At 45.8% G+C, this 23,892-nt stretch carries 17 protein-coding genes and 1 tRNA gene; 5 read left to right on the top strand and 13 right to left on the bottom strand.

All coding sequences use genetic code 11. From position 1 onward, the window contains the following. Nucleotides 1-132 precede the first annotated feature (132 nt). On the bottom strand, nt 133-447 hold the full coding sequence (locus V1467_RS02610) for a pyrimidine/purine nucleoside phosphorylase (protein ID WP_416307247.1): 315 nt from the start codon (nt 445-447) through the stop codon (nt 133-135). 103 nt (nt 448-550) lie between these two features. Continuing rightward, a complete protein-coding gene (locus V1467_RS02605; RefSeq protein WP_416307246.1) occupies nt 551-913 on the bottom strand; it encodes a glutaredoxin family protein in 363 nt (120 codons plus the stop codon). Between the two features lie 214 nt (nt 914-1,127). On the opposite strand from V1467_RS02605, the gene V1467_RS02600 reads away from it, so the two are divergent. Then, nucleotides 1,128-2,864 (top strand): DUF885 domain-containing protein, encoded by a 1,737-nt coding sequence (locus tag V1467_RS02600; protein WP_416307245.1) that lies wholly within the window; start codon nt 1,128-1,130, stop codon nt 2,862-2,864. Nucleotides 2,865-3,677: 813 nt separating this feature from the next. Here the strand turns inward: V1467_RS02600 and V1467_RS02595 are convergent. Then, nucleotides 3,678-5,846, bottom strand: coding sequence for a malate synthase G (locus V1467_RS02595; RefSeq protein ID WP_416307244.1), 2,169 nt, complete (start codon nt 5,844-5,846; stop codon nt 3,678-3,680). A gap of 122 nt (nt 5,847-5,968) precedes the next feature. On the opposite strand from V1467_RS02595, the gene V1467_RS02590 reads away from it, so the two are divergent. Further along, nucleotides 5,969-7,495, top strand: a complete 1,527-nt coding sequence (locus V1467_RS02590; protein ID WP_416307243.1) for a DUF3612 domain-containing protein — start codon at nt 5,969-5,971, stop codon at nt 7,493-7,495. Between the two features lie 5 nt (nt 7,496-7,500). Here V1467_RS02590 and V1467_RS02585 read toward each other — a convergent pair whose 3' ends face one another. From V1467_RS02585 to V1467_RS02570, 4 genes are all read right to left on the bottom strand, one after another. Then, nucleotides 7,501-9,570, bottom strand: a complete 2,070-nt coding sequence (locus V1467_RS02585; RefSeq protein WP_416307242.1) for a metallophosphoesterase — start codon at nt 9,568-9,570, stop codon at nt 7,501-7,503. A gap of 92 nt (nt 9,571-9,662) precedes the next feature. Then, a complete protein-coding gene (locus V1467_RS02580) occupies nt 9,663-12,482 on the bottom strand; it encodes a TonB-dependent receptor (RefSeq protein ID WP_416307241.1) in 2,820 nt (939 codons plus the stop codon). 264 nt (nt 12,483-12,746) lie between these two features. Then, nucleotides 12,747-13,553 (bottom strand): phosphatidylinositol-specific phospholipase C/glycerophosphodiester phosphodiesterase family protein, encoded by an 807-nt coding sequence (locus V1467_RS02575; RefSeq protein ID WP_416307240.1) that lies wholly within the window; start codon nt 13,551-13,553, stop codon nt 12,747-12,749. Nucleotides 13,554-13,689: 136 nt separating this feature from the next. Further along, nucleotides 13,690-14,058, bottom strand: coding sequence for an iron chaperone (locus tag V1467_RS02570; RefSeq protein ID WP_416307239.1), 369 nt, complete (start codon nt 14,056-14,058; stop codon nt 13,690-13,692). Nucleotides 14,059-14,294: 236 nt separating this feature from the next. Here V1467_RS02570 and V1467_RS02565 point away from each other — a divergent pair, with 236 nt between their 5' ends. Next, complete coding sequence (locus V1467_RS02565) at nt 14,295-15,935, top strand: cation:proton antiporter (RefSeq protein WP_416307238.1); 1,641 nt, start codon at nt 14,295-14,297, stop codon at nt 15,933-15,935. Nucleotides 15,936-16,303: 368 nt separating this feature from the next. Next, nucleotides 16,304-16,660 (top strand): S-adenosylmethionine decarboxylase, encoded by a 357-nt coding sequence (locus V1467_RS02560; RefSeq protein ID WP_416307237.1) that lies wholly within the window; start codon nt 16,304-16,306, stop codon nt 16,658-16,660. A 39-nt stretch (nt 16,661-16,699) separates the two neighbouring features. Here V1467_RS02560 and V1467_RS02555 read toward each other — a convergent pair whose 3' ends face one another. After that, entirely contained in the window at nt 16,700-17,329 is a 630-nt protein-coding gene (locus V1467_RS02555; RefSeq protein ID WP_416307236.1) for a TetR/AcrR family transcriptional regulator, read from the bottom strand. 125 nt (nt 17,330-17,454) lie between these two features. Between V1467_RS02555 and V1467_RS02550 the strand changes: the two genes are divergently transcribed. Next, nucleotides 17,455-18,393, top strand: coding sequence for a homocysteine S-methyltransferase family protein (locus V1467_RS02550; protein ID WP_416307235.1), 939 nt, complete (start codon nt 17,455-17,457; stop codon nt 18,391-18,393). Nucleotides 18,394-18,620: 227 nt separating this feature from the next. Here the strand turns inward: V1467_RS02550 and V1467_RS02545 are convergent, their stop codons facing one another. The 5 genes from V1467_RS02545 to V1467_RS02525 form a co-directional block, all read right to left on the bottom strand. Next, nucleotides 18,621-19,103 (bottom strand): hypothetical protein, encoded by a 483-nt coding sequence (locus V1467_RS02545; RefSeq protein ID WP_416307234.1) that lies wholly within the window; start codon nt 19,101-19,103, stop codon nt 18,621-18,623. Between the two features lie 137 nt (nt 19,104-19,240). After that, on the bottom strand, nt 19,241-19,465 hold the full coding sequence (locus V1467_RS02540; RefSeq protein WP_416307233.1) for a hypothetical protein: 225 nt from the start codon (nt 19,463-19,465) through the stop codon (nt 19,241-19,243). Between the two features lie 493 nt (nt 19,466-19,958). Next, nucleotides 19,959-20,034 (bottom strand) — tRNA-Phe (locus V1467_RS02535). Between the two features lie 183 nt (nt 20,035-20,217). Then, nucleotides 20,218-20,490, bottom strand: a complete 273-nt coding sequence (locus tag V1467_RS02530) for an oxidative damage protection protein (protein ID WP_416307232.1) — start codon at nt 20,488-20,490, stop codon at nt 20,218-20,220. A 262-nt stretch (nt 20,491-20,752) separates the two neighbouring features. Further along, nucleotides 20,753-23,890, bottom strand: a complete 3,138-nt coding sequence (locus V1467_RS02525; RefSeq protein WP_416307231.1) for an efflux RND transporter permease subunit — start codon at nt 23,888-23,890, stop codon at nt 20,753-20,755. Between the last annotated feature and the right edge of the window lie 2 nt (nt 23,891-23,892).

Genomic DNA, 23,892 nt, shown 5'->3' with positions numbered 1-23,892 from the left:
CAAATTCTCAGGTCAGTAAAGTTAACCGAAGGAGTATTGCACGCTTTACAACAGGGATGAATGGCAACAGGTTAAAATCACCAATAACAGCGATAAAATGCTGATGGCACCAAGCCACCAGCAACAGCTAGATTAATCCAGATAGGAACAACAGTAGTCGGTTAGCTGATTAACCTTGACCTGAAATTTGGCATTTGCCGAGACGCGAAATTCTTGTCCTCCTTTAACATTTTGCCATTCAGTGTGGCCGGGCAACATGACATCCAGATCACCGGACTGAATTTCCATCAGTTCCTTCTTGGCGGTACCGAATTCGTATTCTCCGGGATTCATCACTCCCAGCGTTTTGGTCGAACCGTCAGTAAATACCACAGTGCGGCTGGTCACCCCTCCATCAAAGTACACATTGATATCCCGGATCAGGGTAACATTGTCAAACTTGGACATGTTTTTTCCTTACATAACGTCAATTAATACGTGGAATGTATCACGATTAATTGGCACCTTATGTCATCAATAGGAATAACAAAGTCGTAATTCTGCTAACCCGTTATTTGGCAAAACGCTGTTCAAGATACTGAATAATGTCCGATGATTCATACATCCAGCGGATGGATTCACCTTCTTCTATGCGCAGGCAAGGCACTTTAAGTTTGCCGCCTTCGGTCAGTAATTCATTTCGGTAGCTGATATGGCCTTTGGCGTCGCAGGTTTCAATATTTAAGCCGTAACGTTTCATGGCGCGGCGTACTTTGACGCAAAAAGGACAAGCCTTGAATTGATACAATGACAATTGTCTGGTTTGTCTATCGATTCTGGCCTGTTCGGCTTCACTGCGTTTAACGCTTTTAGGTGTGAATAACCAGTCAAAAAATAAAATAAGCCGACCTAATAACCAACGTACTACAACCATATAAACCACCTCATACTGCGAGGGTCTTACGACCAAACTGATAAAGTCACTATTATCGCATTTCTATGCAGTGGCTGACTATCCATGACAATAAATCGAAATGCAAGAGCGTCTATGCTGGCTTACACTCTGTTAATTTCCTGTTTGTTTGCCTGCTTTGTTATCCTCGCCGATTGTGCCAATATCGCCGACTAAAAACAGGAGGACGCATTCCATGACGTTTAAAACTGCACTACAAGCGGTGACTTTAACCTTAGTATTGGTCAGCTCGGCACAAGCCGAAGACAGCACCAATACTTTCCACCAGTTGCTGGATGAACACTGGGCCAACGCCAATCAGGAACAGATTTTTTTCCGTAAAGATCCCGATGCATTCCGCATGAATGGCAAACTGCCGGATGTATCGGCCAAAGGAAGGGAGCGTCGCGCCAAGTTTAATCAAATCATGCTGGATAAACTGGCCAACATCAATCTGGATGAACTTTCTGAACAGGATCAGCTCAGTTATCGCCTGTTTCGTTATGAGCGCCAGACCGAAGCCAAAAGTTATCAGCAATTTGACTACATGTTCCCAATGAATATTTACGCCGGGTATCACACCTATTTTGGCGGTGCGCCGAATAATATGTCGTTTTTAACCAAGGCTGATTACGACAATTATCTGATTAGCCTGGCCGATTTCCCGCGTTACAACCAGCAACATATCGTCAATTTGAAAGCCGCTATTGTCAAAGGTTATACCCACTACTGTGGTGCCTTTGCCGACTATGACAAAACCATCAGCCACTATATTGTAGATGACGTAGCAACCAGCGAATTCTATGCGCCATTTGCCAATATGCCTGCGCGTTTCTCTGCTGCCGACAAAGCTGCCTATCAGACCAAAGGTCGGCAGTTAATTAGTGAAACGGTGATCCCCGAATACCAGCATTTATATGACTTTTTCACTCAGCAATATATGCCCCATTGCCGCAAAAACGTTGGCATCAGCCAACTGGAAGACGGCAAGGATTATTATCAATATTTGATTAATTACTACACCACTACCTCGATGTCGGCCGATGAAATCCATCAATTGGGACTGGACGAAGTAAAACGTATTCGTCAACAAATGGAACAGATTATCCAGAAGGTAGGTTTTAACGGTGATTTCAAACAATTTGTACAGTTTTTACGTACCGATCCGCAGTTTTACAGCACCTCAGCCCGGGACCTGTTAGAAAAAGCCAGCTATATCAGCCGCAAAATGGCCGGCCAACTACCTAAATGGTTTGGCAAATTGCCGCGCAATACCTTTGATATCAAATCCAGCCCTAATGATGGCGCCTTTTATGTAGGCTCCGATGGCAGTGGCACCACGTCCGGTACCTATTTTGTCGGCACCCGCAATTTAAAAGCTTCCCCGTTATATAACCTTGAAGCACTGACCTATCACGAATCGATCCCCGGGCATCACTTGCAAGGTGCACTGGCCAAAGAAATGGCCATTCAGGAATTTCGTAAATCATTATCTCACTCTGCATTCAGCGAAGGTTGGGCGTTGTATGCGGAAAGTCTGGGCAAGGAAATGGGCTTTTATCAGGATCCCTACAGTGATTTTGGCCGCCTAACCTATGAAGCCTGGCGCGCCTGTCGATTAGTGGTGGATACCGGTATGCATGCCAAAGGCTGGAGCAGACAACAGGCCATTGACTATCTGGCAGATAACACCGCACTCACTATGCCCGAAGTCACCAACCAGATTGATCGCTATATTACCTGGCCGGCTCAGGCGTTGTCTTACAAAATCGGTGAATTGAAAATCCGCCAGCTACGCAATCAAGCCGAAGCTGAACTAGGTGAAAAGTTTGATGTACGCGCCTTTCATGATCAAATCCTCAAAAATGGCAGCCTGCCGCTGGATTTGCTGGAAGAACTGACACTGGAATGGATTGAGAAAGCTAAACAATAGCGACGAGCTGCGAGCCAGAAAGCCCAGTTTCGACTGTTCGTGCCTCACGCTCAGGATGAACGAAGAGTACAGCTTAAATATCCCGTTCGCCCTGAGCGCGCAGCAGTCGAAGGGTGAACGGGATCAGTGAAAACACTAAGCCTGCTTCACCAAACAGCGATAAAATAGCGACGAGCAACGAGCCAGAAAGCACAGGATCCATCCTTCGACTGTTCGTGCCTCACGCTCAGGATGAACGGAGAATACAGCTTAAATATCCCGTTCGCCCTGAGCGCGTAGCAGTCGAAGGGTGAACGGGATGAGTGAAAACACTAAGCCTGCTTCACCAAACAGCGATAATATAGTGGCGAGCTGCGAGCCAGAAAGCACAGTTTCGACTGTCAGTGCCTCACGCTCAGGATGAACGAAGAGTACAGCTTAAATATCCCGTTCGCCCTGAGCGCGCAGCAGTCGAAGGGGGAACGGGATGAGTGAAAACACTAAGCCTGTTTAGCCAAACAGCGATAATATAGTGGCGAGCTGCGAGCCAGAAAGCCCAGTTTCGACTGTCAGTGCCTCACTCTCAGGATGAACGAAGAGTACAGCTTAAATATCCCGTTCGCCCTGAGCGCGCAGCAGTCGAAGGGTGAACGGGATGAGTAAACACTAAGCCTGCTTCACCAAACAGCGATAATATAGTGGCGAGCTGCGAGCCAGAAAGCCCAGTTTCGACTGTCAGTGCCTCACGCTCAGGATGAACGAAGAGTACAGCTTAAATATCCCGTTCGCCCTGAGCGTGCAGCAGTCGAAGGGTGAACGGGATGAGTGAAAACACTAAGCCTGTTTAGCCAAACAGCGATATTTATGCAACAGGGGTTCGGTATACCCGGAAGGTTGCTGTACACCTTCAAATATCAATGCTTTGGCGGCCTGAAATGCCAAGTTATTGTCGATATCTGACATCATAGGTCGGTAGCCAACAACACCACTGTTTTGCTGATCCACCACTTGCGCCATGCAGTGCATAATATTCAGCACCTGCTGCTCGGTACAAATACCGTGGCGTAACCAGTTGGCAATATGCTGGCTGGAAATACGCAATGTGGCTCTATCTTCCATTAAACCGATATTATTAATATCCGGTACTTTGGAGCATCCCACACCAGCATCGATCCAGCGCACCACATAACCCAACAGTCCCTGAATATTGTTTTCCAGTTCCTGCTCAATTTCGTTAGCCGATAAAGTCATCTGCTCGGGTATCAGCGCTATTTTCAGCAAGTCAGCCAAAGGCGATTCGGCGCGCTGTGCCAGTTGTTTTTGTACACCGGCAACATTCACTTGATGATAATGCATGGCATGCAATATCGCCGCTGTGGGTGAAGGCACCCATGCGGTAGTCGCACCGGCACGAGGATGGGCTATTTTCTGCGCCATCATCTGTTGCATTTCATCCGGCATCGCCCACATCCCCTTACCGATTTGTGCTTTGCCTGCTAAACCGCATTGCAAGCCAATATCCACATTGCGATTCTCGTACGCCTGTATCCAGGGCTCGGATTTAATACTGGCTTTGGGCAAGAAAGCCCCGGCCTGCATACTGGTATGAATTTCATCTCCGGTTCTGTCCAGAAAACCGGTATTGATAAACACCAGTCGCTGTTTAGCCATGCGGATACATTCTTTCAGGTTAACCGAGGTACGGCGCTCTTCATCCATAATGCCGATTTTGATCGTATTGGGTGCCAACCCCAGCATGGTTTCGACCCGGTTAAACAACTGACAACTGAACATCACCTCGTCGGGGCCATGCATTTTGGGCTTCACAATATAAATACTGCCGGTCCGGCTGTTGCGTATCCCCTGCTCTTTATGCAAATCCAATGCACCGATTAACGACGTCACCACAGCATCAATAATCCCTTCCGGGGCAAATTCACCGGATTGCTGCTGAATCAGATCCGATTCCATCAAATGCCCGACATTTCGCACCAGCAATAATGAACGACCATGCAACAGATAATCTTCACCATCCGGTGCGGTAAAGAGCTTGTCGCGGTTCAACCGCCGCACACAGGTTTTACCGTCTTTGTCAAAACTGGCCTGTAAGTCGCCTTGCATCAACCCTAACCAGTTGCGATACACCTCAATCTTGTCTTCGGCATCCACCGCCGCGACCGAATCTTCACAGTCAATAATGGTACTGACCGCCGCTTCAAGCAGAATATCGTCAATGTTGGCGATATCTCTGGCACCATTAAAACCGTTACGATCAAACTGGATTTCAACATGCAAGCCGTTGTTTTTTAACAGGATGGTTTCCGGCTCACTTTTATGACCACTCAACGCCACAAACTGGCAAGGTTGTTTCAGGCCACTCTTGCTGCCGTCGGGGAAAAATGCCATCAGATGCTGAAAATACACCACATAGCTGGTGACATCATGATGAGACCCGTTAACCAGTGGAAAGGCCTGATCGAGAAAATCCTTTGCATAGGCAATAACATGCTGACCACGGGCGGCATTGTGGGTTTTGCAGGGTTTTAGCCCATTGGATTTGGGGATTACATCCGATCCATACAGGGCGTCGTATAAACTGCCCCAGCGGGCATTGGCAGCGTTGAGCGCAAAACGGGCATTCTTGGCTGGCACCACCAACTGCGGGCCAGCAATAGTGGTAATTTCGTCATCAACATTTTGTGTTTCAATGCTGAAGTCCGGCCCCTGTTCAACGATGTAACCAATCTCGTGCAAGAAGGCCTGATACTTATCGGCATCAAAAGCTTGTCCCTGATGCTTTAGATGCCAGTCGTCAATTTGTTGCTGCAGCCCCTCGCGGGTTAACAGTAACTGGCGATTAACCGGTGCCAGGTCGTCGATCAGCTGGATAAAATCATCCCAAAACTTGGCCTGTGGCAGGTTATGCAGGGGCAATACATCCTCATTGATAAAAGTGTAAAACTCCTGATTGATTAAGCAGTTTTTTTGCTGAGGCATATTCATTGCGTTCCCCTTTTGTTTGTCTATATCACGATTGCAAGCACATCAATATTGCTTAATTTGTAGTCTAGTTAAAATTAAACTAAAATTTCACAATAGAAATTACACAGTGTAAATTTTACAAAATGAAGCCAAACAAGAGTCTGATCCGCAAAGCCCATTTTCTTGGCACCAAAATCCGCAACTTGCGTAAACGCAATCGTTTAACCATGGAAGATCTGTCGGCTCGTTGCATCAAGGTAAATGCCGATATGGCACCGTCAGTGTCTTACCTATCCATGATTGAACGGGGTAAACGGGTACCCAGCGAAGAAGTGCTGGAGATTATTGCCGAGGTGTTCCAGAAAGATCTCAACTGGTTTCTGGATGATGTACCCGAAGAAGCGGCAATTACACCAAACAAGGGGAGTCGCGGTGGCATCAGTGGTATGGCGTTGGAACCAAACTTTCTGTTTTCCAACGAGATCCTGCAGATCGCCATTCCGGAAATGCTTTCTCAGGCCGGGATCACCGGTCGCCAGTTCGCCCATTTGTTGATCCGGGCCCACCAGGAACATCATCAAAATCATTTTCCTGATCTGGAACGTTCGGCAGAAGAAGTAGGCCAAAAACGCTTGCCCTTGAGCGTGGATGACTTGCTGGATATCACCAGGCATATGGGGCTAAGCATAAAATGGTTTAACAAGGCACCCGCGACAGTGACGGATGGGATGGGAATGGATACCAACAGTGTGGTCACCTCCTTTTTTGAGCCGCCTAACCAGATTTATATTAACCAGCTGATGAAATCCCAGCCGCAGCGACTCAAGTACGATTTGGCGGTGCATATCGGCCATTGCGTATTGCACGACAAAGACGGCTTAAAAAATGTCATGGTGGCCGGACGTAATGAGGTCGTGCCCTTGCCGGACGGCAATCAACTCAATTCATCTTCGGTAGTAGAGGCACAAGATATTTTACAAGCCTGGCGCGATTTTGAGTGCAGTTTCTTTGCAGGCGCGTTGCTGTGTCCCAAAGTCCCGTTTCGGCAAATGCTGGACCGACACGGCTATGAAATTAGCACCGGCAAGTTGTCTGGTGTTTCGGAATCAGTAGCCATGCGGCGTATGACTGCAGTATCACCCTATCCGCACTGGCACTACTTTGATGCCTACGCTCCGGGTAAACTCAAGGCCGTTTACCGCGGTAACGGCATTCCGCTGCCCTGGGGCAATATGCGTATGGTGGAAGATCCCTGTCAACACTGGGCAGTATTTCGCATGATCAATGCACCGCTGCAAGGAACTTCTTCACAGATTTCGATTTTAAATGTCGGCGACGAGCCACGTATTTATTCCTGCGAATCGATTAAGGTGGAAGATATGGCCGGCAACAAACACGTGCTTTGCGCCGGTATTGACCTTAACCCAGCCATTGAGGCACAAGGCAAGGATGCACTGTCGCTGGCAACCGATTTAAAACAGGCCTGTGTCGGCAGTGGTGGTTCAGCCAATATTCCGCCATCGGTCAAAAAAGATTTAATGAGTGTGGCCAAAATCCTCAATATCAGCTGGGTGGAGCGCGGTATAGACAACCCGGCACGGTTAATTTGCTCGCGCGGAGCAGTTTGCCCACGCGAACCCAGTTGCTATAGCGGTGCAACCTTGCGTTAAGCACATTAATCCAGTGACTTGATTTTGCCGACTTGCAGATCAAGCATAAAATGCGTGTCGGGTAATCCTTGTTTAAATCCGTCCAATATTTGAAATAGAGGCGCAAAGCGCTGAATAATAATACGGCTGAGTGATTGTTGGTCAGCAGGATTTTCCGCAGCAGACAGCACGGAAACGGACTGTAATTGCGCCAGCAACAGCGTCAGGAACCGGTACTGCTCCAACCGTTGTTGGCCGATATCGGACAGGGCTAACCCGCCCGCATTGCGCAAACGATAAAAATCCACCGCCAGATCAAAGCCATTCCAGCTTGCGAGATCCTGCAAGCTGAATTGCCGGTCGAGCAGTAACTGCTCCGCTTTAGCTAATCCAGTTTGCCATTGTTCAGTTTGACGAATGTGCTGTAGCCTGACTTTGGCTGAGGGCCATTGTTGCAATGTAACGGGCGATTCCATTTGAGATAACACCAGCATATCCTTTGCACTCAACGCAAAGAGTAACTCACGTAATTCGGCTGGCCATTCCTGAGGCAAAAAACGCTGTCGAGTAAGTTCAGTAATATGCCAACGAGTGAATTCCCGATAACTTTTAGCATTCAGAATGTCTTTATTCCATAGATGTGCCGGATCGGATTGTTTAAGTACCTGATATTCCTGCCGGTAATGTTCAAACAGTTCGTTATAGCGCGGAACCTTATCCAGTACCACGGTTTGCACTTCAATACGGTTATCTGCTTTTAAGGTCATCAACTTATAGGCGGGTACATATGCTGCAATAGAAGGGGCCTGAATATTAAACAGAAAATGTCCGTTCGGGTTCCGGGTAACGCCGGTATCATTGATATGCATATGGCCACCCACGTGCACCTTGATACCGGTATCGGCCAGGATATGGCTAATGCTATCCTGCGGACGACGAGCTAACTGAAAATGCTCAGCACCAAACAGCGCGGCAATATTATCTGATTGACCATCATAAAATTCACTCATCGGAAAATGACTAAACGCAATTAAGGTTTTACCCAGATGTTTTGCCCGCTCTGCCACCTCTTTGACCCACTCAATCACATGGATTTTATGGCTGAGCATCTTGTTATAACCGGCATTACCCGAACCGGAAAAGCGAGCCGGAGCGTTATTATTTGCCGCCTGCTGTTGAGGAATATACACATTGGCATCAATAGCTAGCAGCCATAATCCTGGCACCGGTTCCACTAAATAGCTGCTATCAGGTACTTGAGTACATTCACTGAAGTGGGCTTGTTTATATTGCCCGCCGCTACCTTGATAACAGATTTCGTATTGCCTGTTTGAAAAGTCGGCGTCCTTCTGCGCCTGCCTAAAGTCATAGCGTTCGGTGCGATTACTGCTGTATGGCGTTTCCCAATACAGGTAAGACTGTTGAGGATAAAACCCAAAGCGGCCAAGTAGTGACATGATGCTCTGATAGCCTGCGTGGCGTATTTCTTCGCTGCACAAGGTGTTAAGTGGGTAACCGACGTCAATACTGGCCCAATTTCCCTGATATCCTGTACATTCCTTGGCACCTTTACTGTAAATTCGCTGTGGATAGCCGTTTTCCCCGAGAAAATCGGCTTTGCCGCCGGGATAGTCAAAGGGCCTTACCGGATCATGATTACCCGGCGCTGCAAAAAATTCGAGACTATATTGATCGCTATAATGTTGCAAAATCTTCGCCAGGCCACGCAAATGCACCGGCTGACCGTCATCGCTGAAATCCCCCGGTAAAGCGACCAGTTTTATGCCACGTGCCACTACATCATCTAGCGCTGCCAACAAGGCGAAGTAGTTTTCATTGAATAACCGGGTGGAATTGAGCTCTGCAGACAGGGTTCGTATGGTGGCGTGCTTACCACTGATACTATTGGGTATTCCTTTAAAGGATCCGTCGGCAAAATTAGCATAGATATCGTGGAAATGAATATCCGGCATAAACGCTATCTGCACATCCTCAATGGCTGAATTTTTGTTGTTTGCCACTGCCGACAATGGCAAACAACAAAAAATCATGCTTAACGTCACAATATAAAACGCATAAATGTTGTCTGACTTCATTATAAAACCATTTGAAAATCAATTAATTAACAATAAAACGGCCCCGGCTTGCGTCGGGGCCGTTAAGTAGCAGTGCTTGTCACATGGCGAGGTTAGAAGTTTGCCCGCACACCTAAGTTGATTCGACGACCTGAAATCTCGTACATCACCGGGAACTTGGGATCCATGGTGTAACCACGGGTTTCTTCGTCGGTAATATTGATGCCTTTCAACGTAACTTTGATATTGTCAGTCACTTTATAACCGATAGACATATCGTACTGGCCATAGGCATCACGGTATACCGGATACATATCCCGCTCGATACGTTCTACATATTTGTCTTTGTAGTTGTATGAAATGCGCGCATCAAACACGTCATTTTCATAATACAAGGTCGCGTTGTAAGTAGACTCAGCTAATCCTTCCGGTGCAGTTGGAATATCCAAATCAGATTCACCGGTCAAGCTGTTATCCAATTTGGTGTAGTTAGAGTTGAGACCAAATCCATCCAGCGAGTCACTAATAATATTCAGTGGGAATTGCGCCACTAACTCGATACCATCGACGGTGAACGAGCCCTCAGCGTTGACTTTCTGGTACACCTCAAAATCATAAACCCCGTCGAGAGTGCCATTATCGTTGTACTTGGTCACATCCGGCACGATACCTGTCAGTTCTTCGCGAACCACCCCTTCAATTTTCTTTTTAAAGTAGGAAATTGCAAACAGACCACCTTCAGGCAGGTAATACTCCAATCCCATTTCCCATTGGTCAGCATAGGTCGGCTGCAAATCCGGGTTACCGTCACGATATTTAAAATCATTCAGGCTAACGGTACGTTTGTAGGCAATATCCCCCAGCGCCGGGCGCATCAGAGTTTGTGATGCCGCGGCGCGGAACAACAAGTCGTCAGTCAGTTCTGCGGTCATATTGAAGGCGGGCAATACATCGTCGTAATTACCTTGTTTAGAAACAGGTTCAGATGTGTAACCGGTTGAGCCATCAGCGTTTTGCACCTGATGATAGCCAAACGACAATATCGAGGTATCTACATATCGCACACCGGCATTAATACTGACGGGTACCTGACCAATATCAAACATAAAGTCCGCCATGGCGTAGACACTGGAGACTTCTTCGTCGACCCGATAATACTGATCCGGCGCATAATCGACATAGAAACCGTCATAGCGGAAATAGTCACGCGCCCAGTCGTTTGAAACCTGAGACCAATCCGGGCTGTAAGACAAATCAGGTAAATAATCACCACCAGAAACTAAATCCGTCACCGGGGTCAATTCACTGTCCTGTAAGGTTCTGCTACCTGCCCAGGAACTGTCACCTTCAGTTGGGCCTTTCACCTGCACTTGGCCCTGATCACGCTGCTTGGATTTGTCGGTATAACGCACTCCAAACTGCACATCGGCCAGGGCCGGCATCCATTGCAGATCAAGGTTACGTTTTAAATCCAGTTGGGCGGCATATTTGTCATCTTCAATGCCTTCCTGCGTAACTTCATAAAAATCAAACAGATAGCCGTCAGGTGAGTCATACATGTTGCGTGATTCAGGATTATCACTCAGTAACACTTCACCACCTTCTGCGGTAAAACGGCTGCGTGAAGGTGCATACATAGTGTGTTTCAAGTTTGTACGATCTGAATCTTTATCCGCACCTGAATAACCTAATAAACCGCGTACTTCCCAATCTGCCACATTCCAGTCAAGGTTAATGCTTAACTGCTGATAATCGGTTTTGTTGCTGTTTTCTTTACTTAGAAACTCGTGTTGAGTGTATGCATAAGATACATCGCTTAGCACCGTGATGCCGTATTCGGCAAAGGTATCGCTGTCATAACTGTGGATCTGTTCCAGCGTGCTGGGACTGGATGCCGAATATGCTGCGGCGTCATATTCATCCTCATGCGCGTCATAACTGCCCAACATGGCATCAAACGTCACGCTGAAGTCACTGTTTGGCTTGTACTGGAACGACGCCGTGGCGCCCCATTTTTCCTGTTCATTCAGATAGGCACGGTTCCCTACTTTATCAATAAACACCACACGACTGGTTTCATCACTATCAAACCGATCATTGATGACAATGCCAGTATCACGTTCTAGAACAGCAGCAGCCTGATCAGACTGGGCCTGCTTCGAATCTGAACCTGATTTTTCAAGCCAACGAGATAACGGACGGAAATTGACTCCTGAATTGGAATCGGTGCGATTGGTACGCTTGGACGAGGCAAACGACACTAGTACGCCCCAGTCACCGTAAGTGTTGCTGGCCAGAACCGCAAATTTGGGGTCGGTTTTTTCAGAGATGGAGTTATAAGCACCTTCAGCCGAGACAATCAGCTTGCTGCCATCGTAATCGAATGGACGTGCTGTCTGGATTTGTACGCTACCGGCAATACCGCCTTCCTCGTCAGCCGCCGTAGGTGACTTGTTCACTGTAACGCTTTGAATAATTTCAGAGGCAAAAATATCAAATTCCACATCACGGCCACCGCTACCAGAGGCGGTAGCTACGCCATTAATCGAGGTATGAGTGAATTCATTGGGCAAACTACGTACGTTTACTTTAGTGCCTAAACCTTTGTTGCGTTCAATGGTCACACCCGGCATACGCTGTAATGCTTCGGCCAAGTTCTGCTCGGGAAAATCGGCGATATCAGTCGCCACAACCGAATCAGAAAAACCGATATTGTTGCGTTTGATATCTACCGCTTTTTCCAGCGATTTGACATAACTGCCGGCAATTTCGATCACTTCCAGATCTTTTTTATCTTTAACTGCGTCATCAGCAGCTAATACTGCAAAACTCGATGCAGCCAGCGCAGATCCAAGCACAATACTGCTAATCGCCGTGTTTAAACGACTCCGGTTAAAATTAACTGACAATTGTTTCTGTTTAAAAGATTTCACGTATTCACCTGTTAGTCATGCAGCTTTCGGTTTTTTAATTTTTAAATAGCAACAAGTGGATGGGGTGATCTCATAACAGAGGTCTTCCTATCCACCTGGCCAGAATTAAATTCACAAATTGATATTTGATTTAGAAGAAAATCGCTGCTTAAACTACAGGCTGTATATGGCAATTATATTTCTGGTTTTTTACTTAAATATTAATAATTTACTACAAATGAACAATATTTGGTCAGCGGCATGGTGTCGGAAAAACCCGCCCTGTTATGGTGATGAGGTCGTGAGAAAGTGGGATAATCCGCGTAAATTATCGGTATTGATTAAGTCCACCCCGCTTTGTTGCAATAGTTGCCAAGCTTGCAAATTATCCGGGGTCGCCCAAAAGCGTAGCAGTCGACCTTGTTGATGCGACTGCTTCACCAGCGTTTGTAATTTTTGACGTTCTTTGTCCGGGATTGCGCCTTCGCCATTCCAACTGAAATGCTCCTTCCAGCTGGCACTAATTAGCGGCATGTCTGTCGGTCGGTAGTGGCTGCCCAGATCCTTCAGTCGGCCATCGATGAAAACATGACGTTGCTTATTCGCGATGATCATGTCCCGTGGCACATCACCGGATATGATAATAGTCACTGCACTTTCAACAAGCACGCCATCCTGAACACCTGTCAGCATGGGCTGATAAGCTTTTAATAACTGTTGTAAAACCGGATACAATCTCTCCCCGGTCGATTTAAAATCGATGAGCAAGATGAATGGTTGCCGGGAATCAGGATAAATCTTGTGCTGGAATGCGGTGTAACGCGACCATAAAGGATCGAGGTAAAGCACCCGCAAATTGCGTTGGGGGGTTAAATCAGCTGTTTGGTGGCCGACCAATAGTTGCCCGTCTTGTAAAAACACATCCGCTTCAACGGAATTAAACCCCTGTTCCAGTGCATCCAACAACGGTCGTGGATGAGCGTAATCATTGTGGGCATGAGCCTGGTACAAAGGTTGTGCTTGCAACGACCAATTTAGCAGTATCGTCACTATGGCAACGCAACAGCTTACCCTGAACTTGTTTCGTATCATCGTTTCAACTATATCGGACAGTACAACTATCCCGGACGGGTGATGTCATGTTTTGCAGCCAAATTACACCTTATATGTGGCAGATTAATGTCAGCGTAAAATAGCTTGGTAAGGCAAACAGATTATTGCCCGTTGTCTACTTCCAGCCTATACCTTGTTCATTTTTTTGGTAAACCCGTAACTTGGCGAGCTTGAGTACCAGCTCCTTCGGAATGGGCTGTTCAATAGGAAACTGGACGGTATTACCGGACAATTTGAACAGCGATAATTCGTGCTTGAAATGCTCAATAACCGAAGGAGTCGGGTGCAGGCTGATATGATTTTTAAACGCCGCATAGACATACAAAATACCTTCATTTACAAACGCTGGTTTGCCCCACTTCAGTTCTTCATTGGCGTCTTTATCCGCCAATTGTAAATAGGCTCTGAGCTCATTTAATCTTGTCTGTGCCTGAACAGGTTTAGATAAAATATAATTACTGACTGTATCGGGTTTGGCTGACATGGTCATTCCGGTTTGGGTGCCTGTCGGCAAAATTAGCATTGAATATAAGCTTCAGCAACAGAGTGTGTTTAACCTCACCAGCCAAGATTATTTTTTCCGTTCTATTATCGGAAAGCATTGGACTATATTCGCACCCGCGCTTATGCTACTTATACCAATAGACATTAAAAATAACTTAAAAATTAACATTTTGTTATAAGATTGTGTTTAATTGAAACATTCAACGAGGCAGCGGTATGGATTCGACTCTCCTGATCATCTTTATTTCATTAGCCATTGCCAGTGTCCTGAATATTGTTCTGAAGAAGTTGTCAATTTCTCACATTATCGGTTACATCTTTACCGGTACCATCATCAGTAATATTTTTAACTTTAACGGCAGCGACAATCTGGAATCGCTCGAACTGATTGGTGAATTTGGCATTGTGTTCCTGATGTTCACCATCGGGCTGGAAATTTCCTTCGCCAAACTAAAAAAAATGAAGGAAATCGTATTTTTCAACGGGGCCATTCAGGTCATTGCCAGCGCATTGGTTATCTTTCCCTTTGCCCATTTTATTTTTGATATTGATACTACCTCTTCGATTATTATCGCGCTGGCGTTCAGTCTGTCTTCAACCGCGATTGTGTTGAGTTATCTGAAGAAGTCCAAAGATATTGTCACCCCTTATGGTGAAAAATCAGTGGCCATCCTGATTTTTCAGGACTTGGCGGTTATTCCGATTTTGTTACTGATCAGTTTCCTGGCCAATGACCAGTTGTCGCTGTCTGATGTGCTGGTCAAGACGGTACTGTCTGCCACCCTGGTCATTGTGTTTATGTTCACCTTGGGCAAAAAGATTATTGAATGGCTGCTGCACTTCTCCACCAATGCCAAGCTGGAAGAACTGTTTCTAGGGTCTGTCCTGACCATTGTTATCGGCGCGTCCATGCTGGCACACGAGATGGGTTTTACTTATTCATTAGGTGCCTTTATCGCCGGTATGATCATCGCCGAAACCAACTTCCACGTTAAAGTGGAATCGGATATTGCTTCATACAAGGATGTGTTACTGGGCGCGTTTTTCTTTTCCATCGGCACCAAAATAGACATTGTGTATTTCTCCAGCCATTTGTACCTGGTGTTTGGGGTGCTGATTTTTACCATGTTGGTCAAAGCGCTAATTGTGTTTTTGCTGATACGCAAAAAATCCAACAAGAGTGATTCTATCAAGTCCGCTCTGGCGCTCTGCCAGATTGGTGAATTCTCTTTCGCTATTTTTACCCTGGCCACCAGCCAACATATTTTGTCCGAAGAACTGGGTAACTTTTTGATTCTGGTTACCGTGCTATCGATGATTGTGACGCCCTTTATCGTCAATAATATTTATAAGCTGGCGTCCTATTTTGTAGTGGAATTTTATGAATCGGACAAAATCACCCCGATTGAAAAATCCAGCCATACCGTGATTTGCGGCTTTGCAGTAGTGGGGCGGATTGTGGCCCGCGAACTGGATAAAAGAGGCATCGATTTCCTGATTATTTCCGACAACCTGCAACACGTCTTACTAGCCAGAGAACGGGGTTATATGGCCTATTTTGGTCACCTGGACAAACGCCCGGTACTGGAATCGTTAAAAATAGAACAATCTGCCAGCGTGATCGTCACGGTGAATACCCTGATCAATAAAAAGATCATCTGTCAGGCCGTACTCGACTACTATCCGCAAGCGAATCTAGTGGTCAAAATTAACAGCCTGGAAGAGAAAAAGGCCCTGGATGGCATCGCGATCAATTCCTTTGTGCATGCCCAGCATGAAGCGGCTGTATTATTAGTTAAAAAGAGTTTGGCACCTGTTGTTAAACCTGCCAGTGATGAAGGCCCATTACTTGAATAACCCTTATTAGGCAGATTCCCACACTTCGGTCCCTTGTTTAGGGGTAACAAACAACAGATCAATACTGTCTGTATGCAATTGGGCGGAATGCGCGATGCCTTTGGGGATCATAAGGCGCCCCGCTGATTCAAGCTGTGTACTTGCGTCTTGCCTTCTTCAAGCTGGAAGGTCATATCAAAACAATCGTTAAACAAATAGCGATATTCCTTCAACATCACCGGCAGGAAATTTACCGGCTACTTAGTCGCTATTTGCAAATTGTGTTAACTCAATGACTGAAGCCAGCAAACTTTTATCGACTAAACTACGACATAATTTGTATTGACGATCCAACTCAACAGCGAACTATAAATATGGAGAATAAAATAATGAAAGATTTAGCACCTCAAATTACCAGGCAACGGTTACTAATTGAAGGTCTGTATACTAAAGACATAACTGAGCAGCTGGTTGAGAAATATCTGCTTAATCTGGCCTCACATCTGAATCTAAGGACTTACAGCAAACCAATTATTCATTCCCCCCAAGGTACCGGTAAAGATGACAACCAGGGCTTCGATGCCTTTCTGCCATTAATTGATTCAGGTATCTCATTGTATGTGTGGAGCGCTAGCAAGTTTTTTGCCGTTGTACTCTTTACCTGCAAGCAATTTGATAATGAAGCCGCAATTAATTATACCCAGGACTTTTTTGAAGTAACCGAATGGGTTTCGGAGGCATTTTAGTCTTGGAGTACCACATACAGCGGGCATATTCAGCAAGGATCAGGCACAACCTTCTGTGCCTTGTGGCATGAACAGCAGTTTAATATAAGTGTGGAGGCTCAAAATTTGTTCGGCCAGTACAGCTGGCTCATTAAGCGCCCGGGATAAGATAATCCCACCCTCTATGGTGCCTGAGATCATATCTGCCACTATCCGCAATTCCACATCCTGGCGAGGAGGATGCTTAGCAGCAATCTCGTTAAGAGAGGCTAAAAATCTTTTCCGCCAGGTCAGGATAGCCTGACGGTTTAGTTCCCGTACCTGACGATCATAAAGCTTTTCCGAATAGGCAACAGTTGCCACCAAACAGCCTGGATGCCCGTTTGGCAAATCGGACATCAACTTGGCCAATAGCTTTAGTCCGGCAAGAAAGGCATCCAGCGGGTCAGCATATAATTCCCGGCCACGGGAGAAGACCTGATCAAGCACAGCCTCTTCATTGTCCAGATAGCGTTGCAGCATTGCCCTGGCCAATTCATTTTTATCTTTAAAATGATAAAAAAAGCCATTTTTGGATATCGCCGCCTCAGCAATGATCTCGTCAATAGAAGTGGCAGAAAATCCTTTATTCAGCACCCCCTGTTCCGCTATATCCAGGATCAGCTCTCGCTTTGAACTGGGATGAGCCATATATATCCATACTGTGAACGAACAATTATCCACTATGTTAGTGCGTTACTGCACCACGAGTCCACTATCAGCCTGTCGCCGCTAAATTTACACTTTCACCACTTCGCAACAACAATGGAAAAAAGATGACAACGACATTTCCCCAGCAACAAGCCGGCACCTACTACATTACCGAAGGTGGAATAGAAACCGAGATCATGTACAAATGGGGATTTGAACTTCCCCACTTTGCCATGTTTCCGCTACTGGAGAAGCAGAATGCCGCCGACACCATCAGTGGTATGTATCGTCGCTACCTGGATATTGTGTCCCAATACGGGCACAACGCGTTAATAGGTGGTTTTGATTATCGCGCCAGTCCCGACTGGGGACGCAAATTGGGATACTCTGCCAGCGCGCTAGAAGCGGCTAATATAGGAGCAATCGAATTCCTGCGTGATATTGGTCGAGAATATCAGCATGACATACCCGAAAGTAAATTTGTCGGCTATGTGGGTCCAAGAGGTGATGCCTATTTTGGTAAAAATTCGATGTCCGTCGAAGAAGCAGAAGATTACCACTCAGTACAACTGACAACCTTAAAAAAGGCAGCTGTTGATTTGGTATGGGCAGTCACATTCAATAACCCGGAAGAGGCTATTGGTGTAGCCAGGGCAGCTAAAAAAATCGGCTTACCCTTGGCGATTTCATTTTCACTGGATAGTCATCACCGTCTCAATACAGGTATTGAGTTAAGCGAGGCGATTCAGCAAGTTGATGACGCAACTAAACACTACCCGGCATTTTTCTCGCTTAATTGTTCTCATCCCGCAGAATTTACACCGGCGCTGGATAACGGAGACTGGACAAAACGCCTGCGCTCAATTCGGCCCAATGCCGCCAAAATGGATAAAATTGCACTATGCAAACTAGGCCATCTGGAAGAAGGAGATCCTGTTGAGCTGGGAGAACTGATGTCAGATATATCGCGTCAGTATCCGCATATGGATATTTGGGGAGGATGTTGTGGCACCTGCGAAACTCATCTGGAACAAATAGTCCGCCATTTGCCGTCACAAAGGTAACCTGCTGATATATCAGTAAAAACAAAAAAGCCCCAACGAATAACGTTGAGGCTTTTTTGTGTTAATAATGGTGCCCAGACTCGGAATCGATCCGAAGACATAAGCATTTGATTTAATTAAATATAAAAATACACAAACCTTTTAAGTGTTACCATTTGTGTTACTAAAACCGAAAACTCACCGGCAAAATTCAGCCACTCATCTGACCAGAAAACAATTTCAAAAAACTAACCGAAACTAATTTCAATATTACACTTGGCAAGTCCAAGTACTCCTGTAGATAGCTCCCCTCCAATTTTCCAACCAGTAGGGATAATCATCTTGCAAATACACGCCCATAAAGCGCTACTAATATTTTTTATTGCAGGCTTAATATGTGATTTCAGTTTACTCCAGAGATTTTTATACCAAGGGGTTGCTGATTGCACATTGTTATTTTTGACGTTCGTCATAAGGATATTGTTTGTTGTTTCAATTTCACTAATGCTTGCAATTAAGCTAAAAGCTAAATTCTCTGTCATTGCTCCTTGTTCTATTTTTCCTACTGACTTTATCAAATTATCTACTGCTGCAGTCATTTCTGAAATGTAAATCTTAGTAGTTTCATACTGCACATTTTCTGATAATGAAGAAGTTAACTCATTGTTTTCTATTAATTTTGAAAGTTCAACGCGCAATTCTTCTAATGAAGTAATAATTACTTTTTTCATGTCTTGTTCCCTTTAACATTTAAGTTGTTTGCCATTACATTAAAATCATAAGTGCTTATCTCTTAAGGTATATTTACGATTGGCTGATTTGTCAAAAAACAGCAATTGAACAATCTAAAATGACCATTTTTAAAAAACTATTTAGTAAAACTTGCTAAAGCTCTTCCTGTTGCCAACTGCCATAGAATCAACTTTGCTATGTCGAGCATATATGTATTACGCTGTGACGGCTTATATGCGGCTCCATCAGGTTCTTCGATGCCAGCAAAGTAAACCTTCTGGTATAACTCTCTCGTACCCGTTATCAACCTGTAGCCTTCAATGATATTCCCGTCTATTACTGCCGTGATTAATTCTTTCATGTTTTCTTTCTCTTACTTGAAATGGAGAGAGTAGTCTGGGCATTTAAAAGGGGGATGGTTAGGGGAAAACACAACAAAGAATAAAATTAATTTGTACTAACTAAAGTATGTCACTCCTCTCTCGTTCCTCCCTTGCTTCTGACAAACTAACAGCGGAATATTGCCCGATACTTATTTCAGTAGTGATTTAACAAAAAGAATGGTGATAATTGAAGATCCAAAGTTTAGAACATATGGGCTTAACCCTGAGCATTAACCCATTGTCATCAGCCAGATTAAATTCTTTTTTCTTTAGGTTTTAAATTAGCTAGTTGAGTTAATGGGTAAGGTTTGAAGCACGATTTGTAACTCCATCCAAGTAACATTTGTTTTGTGTTACTTAGAGTGTTATCAAAAAGCCGGAAATAAGCGAACGTCACTGGACGTTAAAAAACCTGAAAACCAGAAACAACAAAGGCCAACACACTGTATTGGCCTTTGTTGAACTTAATAATGGTGCCCAGACTCGGAATCGAACCAAGGACACGAGGATTTTCAATCCTCTGCTCTACCGACTGAGCTATCTGGGCACAAAACTGGTTAAACAGTGAATATTTATCGGTGCACTGCTTAGGGATGCGTATTAAACGGATTTCGCGGTTTTAAGTCAACCTCTTTTTTGTTAAATAAGTGACTTTGCCTACTGTTTGCACAAAATCTCTGCAATCTGCTTTTATTTCAGCCGCAGTGCGCGTTAACGACGCCAACAGCTATTAATTTTCTGGTGGAGTATAGCCTTCAACTTCAACGTCTTTGCCTTCAAATAAAAAGTCCTGCATGGCAGCTTCGAGAAACTTTCTGTGCTCGGCATCCATCATATTGAGCTTTTTTTCGTTTATCAGCATGGTTTGCTTTTTCTGCCACAATGCCCAGGCTTCTTTGCTGATATTGTCAAAAATACGTTTACCCAGCTCTCCCGGGTAAAGTTGAAAATCCAGCCCTTCGGCGTCTTTTTTAAGATAAAGGCAAGATACTGTTCTGCTCATAGCGAATTCCTTACATAGTGGCGCAATGGCGACAACCATTGCGGATCAGTTTGTAAACTTATTTAGCGGGCTATTCTAGCAGATTAGTAATCTGAGTTATGCATCAGTTAATATGATCGGCAGGATTTTTGTTGCCGACTTTCAGGTTAAACTTCGGGCATGTCTTTTTGACATTCAAGCGCCGAAATAAGCATCGCACCTAATAGATAGGCCAAAACAGGCACTAACATGATTTTCAATACTTGCCAGTCCAATAACATAATTACTCGTCCTTGTTGTTATCTGTGTCGCGATGCACTGATTTAGGGGCTCCGGCCAAGCGAAATACCACCACAAAAAACACCGGAACAAAAAATATTGCCAGCACGGTGGCGGAGAACATGCCACCAAAAACGCCGGTACCTATAGCATTTTGGCTGCCCGAGCCTGCACCGCTACTTAATACCAGCGGTGTTACCCCCAGCATAAAGGCCATTGAGGTCATAATAATCGGGCGTAAACGCAAACGGGCGGCTTCAATAGTCGCTTCGATCACATCTTTACCCTCTTCGTATAGTGTTTTGGCAAATTCGACAATCAGTATGGCATTTTTAGCTGCCAAACCAATGGTAGTTAACAGACCCACCTGGAAATATACATCGTTGGTCAATCCTCGAGCCATTGAAAATAGCACCGCACCGATAATGCCCAGCGGCACCACCATCACCACGGCGATTGGAATACTCCAGCTTTCATACAATGCTGCCAGACACAAAAATACGATCAATATAGACAGTGCATAAAGTAACGGGGCCTGAGCGCCGGACGCCTGTTCCTGCAGTGACATTCCCGACCACTGAAAACCAAAACCTGATGGTAATTTAGCAGCCAGTTCAGTCATCGCCTGCATCGCATCACCAGAACTCAAACCAGGCGCAGCCTGTCCCATAATCTGGGCCGAAGGCGTGCCATTGTAACGTTCAAGTTTAGGTGGTCCGTAAGTCCATTTTGCAGTACTGAAAGAACCGATGGAAACCATATCGCCCTGATCGTTGCGCACATACCAGTCATTCAAATCGTCCGGCATCATCCGGTAGGGAGCATCAGCCTGCACATAAACCCGTTTGACCCGGCCATTATCGACAAAATCATTAACGTAACTGGACGCCCATGCTGTAGTAAACGTCTGATTCACATCTGCCAGCGATACACCCAACGCCATGGCTTTTTGCTGATCGATATCAATCTTGAATTGCGGCGTATCGTTCTGACCGTTAGGACGAACCCCCACCAGTCTGGAGTCTTGTGACGCCATACCCAATAACTGGTTGCGGGCATTCATCAGCGCTTCGTGCCCTTGGCCGGACAAATCCTGTAACTGGAAATCAAAACCGGTAGCGTTACCCAGTTCCGATATTGCCGGGGGAATAAAGGCAAACACCATGGCTTCTTTGAGTTGCATAAATGAACCCATTGCCCGGTTCGCAATAGCACTTACATGCTGATCCTCTTCGGTTCTGACATCCCAATCTTTCAGACGTACAAAGGCCATACCATTATTCTGGCCATTGCCGCTAAAACTGAAACCGATAACCGAGAACATACCATCAACATTGTCTTTTTCGGTTTCGAGGAAATGCTGTTCAATTTTATCCATCACTATTGACGAACGTTCCTGAGTTGCACCTTGTGGCAACACCATCTGGGCAAATAAAATTCCCTGATCTTCGTCCGGCAAAAACGAGGTAGGTAAGCGAGTAAACAAAAACACCAAACCGGCAATCAATACCACGTAAATAATCATAAAGCGGCCGGTGCGTTTGAGAATGCTGCCCAGACCCGACTGATACTTATGGCTGGCTGAATCAAACTGGCGATTAAACCAGGCAAAAAATCCGCTTTCCGGCTTTTTCTGCCGTTCCACCGGTTTTAATAATGTTGCGCATAACGCCGGGGTCAGAATCAACGCCACCAGCACTGATAAAATCATCGACGACACTATAGTGATCGAAAACTGCCGATAGATAACACCGGTGGAGCCGCCAAAGAAGGCCATCGGCACAAATACCGCCGACAATACCAGCGCAATACCAATCAGTGCGCCAGTAATCTGTTTCATCGATTTAACCGTAGCGTCGCGCGGTGACAGCCCTTCTTCGTGCATAACCCGCTCAACGTTTTCGACCACCACAATCGCGTCATCGACCAATAACCCTATCGCCAATACCATGGCAAACATGGTGAGGGTATTAATTGAATATCCCAGTACCGAGAGGATCGCAAAAGTTCCCAGCAACACCACCGGCACCGCAATAGTTGGAATAAGGGTGGCGCGAAAATTTTGCAAAAACAGCAACATCACAAAGAACACCAGTACGATGGCTTCCAGCAATGTATGTACAACCGCCTCAATCGATAACCGGACAAAAGGCGTACTGTCGAAGGGGTAAACCACTTCCAGCCCGGCCGGAAACTGCGGCTGTAATTGAGCCATTCTGGCCCGCACCGCATCTGCCGTGTCCAGCGCATTGGCACCGGATGCCAGACTGATAGCCATACCCGCCGCGGCCTGATTATTGTATTCAGACAAAATCTGGTAATTGTCGCCACCCAGCTCGATGCGCGCAACATCACTCAGATGAACTGTTGATCCATCGTGCTCAACCCGCAGCAGAATATTGCCAAACTCTTCCGCCGTGGATAGACCTGTCTGGACGATAATGCTGGAGTTAATCTGTTGCCCGGATACAGCTGGCGCACCACCCAGTTCACCGGCAGCAATCTGCGAATTTTGCGCGCGTATCGCATCCAGTACTTCCTGAATAGTAAACTTGTATTGATTGAGCTTGTCCGGACTCAACCAGATGCGCATAGCGTACTGGGCCCCGAAGAACTGCAACTGGCCCACGCCATTTACCCGGCTAATCTGATCTTTGACATTGGCAGCGACAAAATCCGAGATATCGCTACGATCCATGCGCCCATCGGACGAATAAAAGCCGATAACCAGCAAAAAGCCCGATGCAGATTTGTTCACTTGCACACCGGTTTGCTGCACCTGCTGCGGCAACAGCGGCATGGCGCTTTGCAATTTGTTTTGCACCTGGACCTGGGCAATATCGGGATCAGTTCCGGCATTGAAGGTGACGGTAATATTGGCATTCCCGCTGGAATCACTGTTAGCACTAATGTATTGCACATTGTCGATACCGGTCAGGCTCTGTTCGATAACCTGAATTACCGTATCCTGCACCACTTGTGCGGAGGCACCAGAATAATTGGCGGTTACCGACACAGACGGCGGTGCCACATCCGGATATTGTGCGACAGGCAATTTGAGCATCGACAATACACCTGCCAACATCACCATAATGGCGATAACCCAGGATAGAATTGGGCGATCGATAAATATTCTAGCCATGG

The sequence above is a fragment of the Neptunicella plasticusilytica genome, from assembly GCF_047922965.1.
GTDB classification, from domain to species: Bacteria; Pseudomonadota; Gammaproteobacteria; order Enterobacterales; family Alteromonadaceae; genus Neptunicella; species Neptunicella plasticusilytica.
The sequence above is the reverse complement of the archived record's forward strand: the minus strand, read 5'-3'. Positions and strand labels throughout refer to the sequence as shown.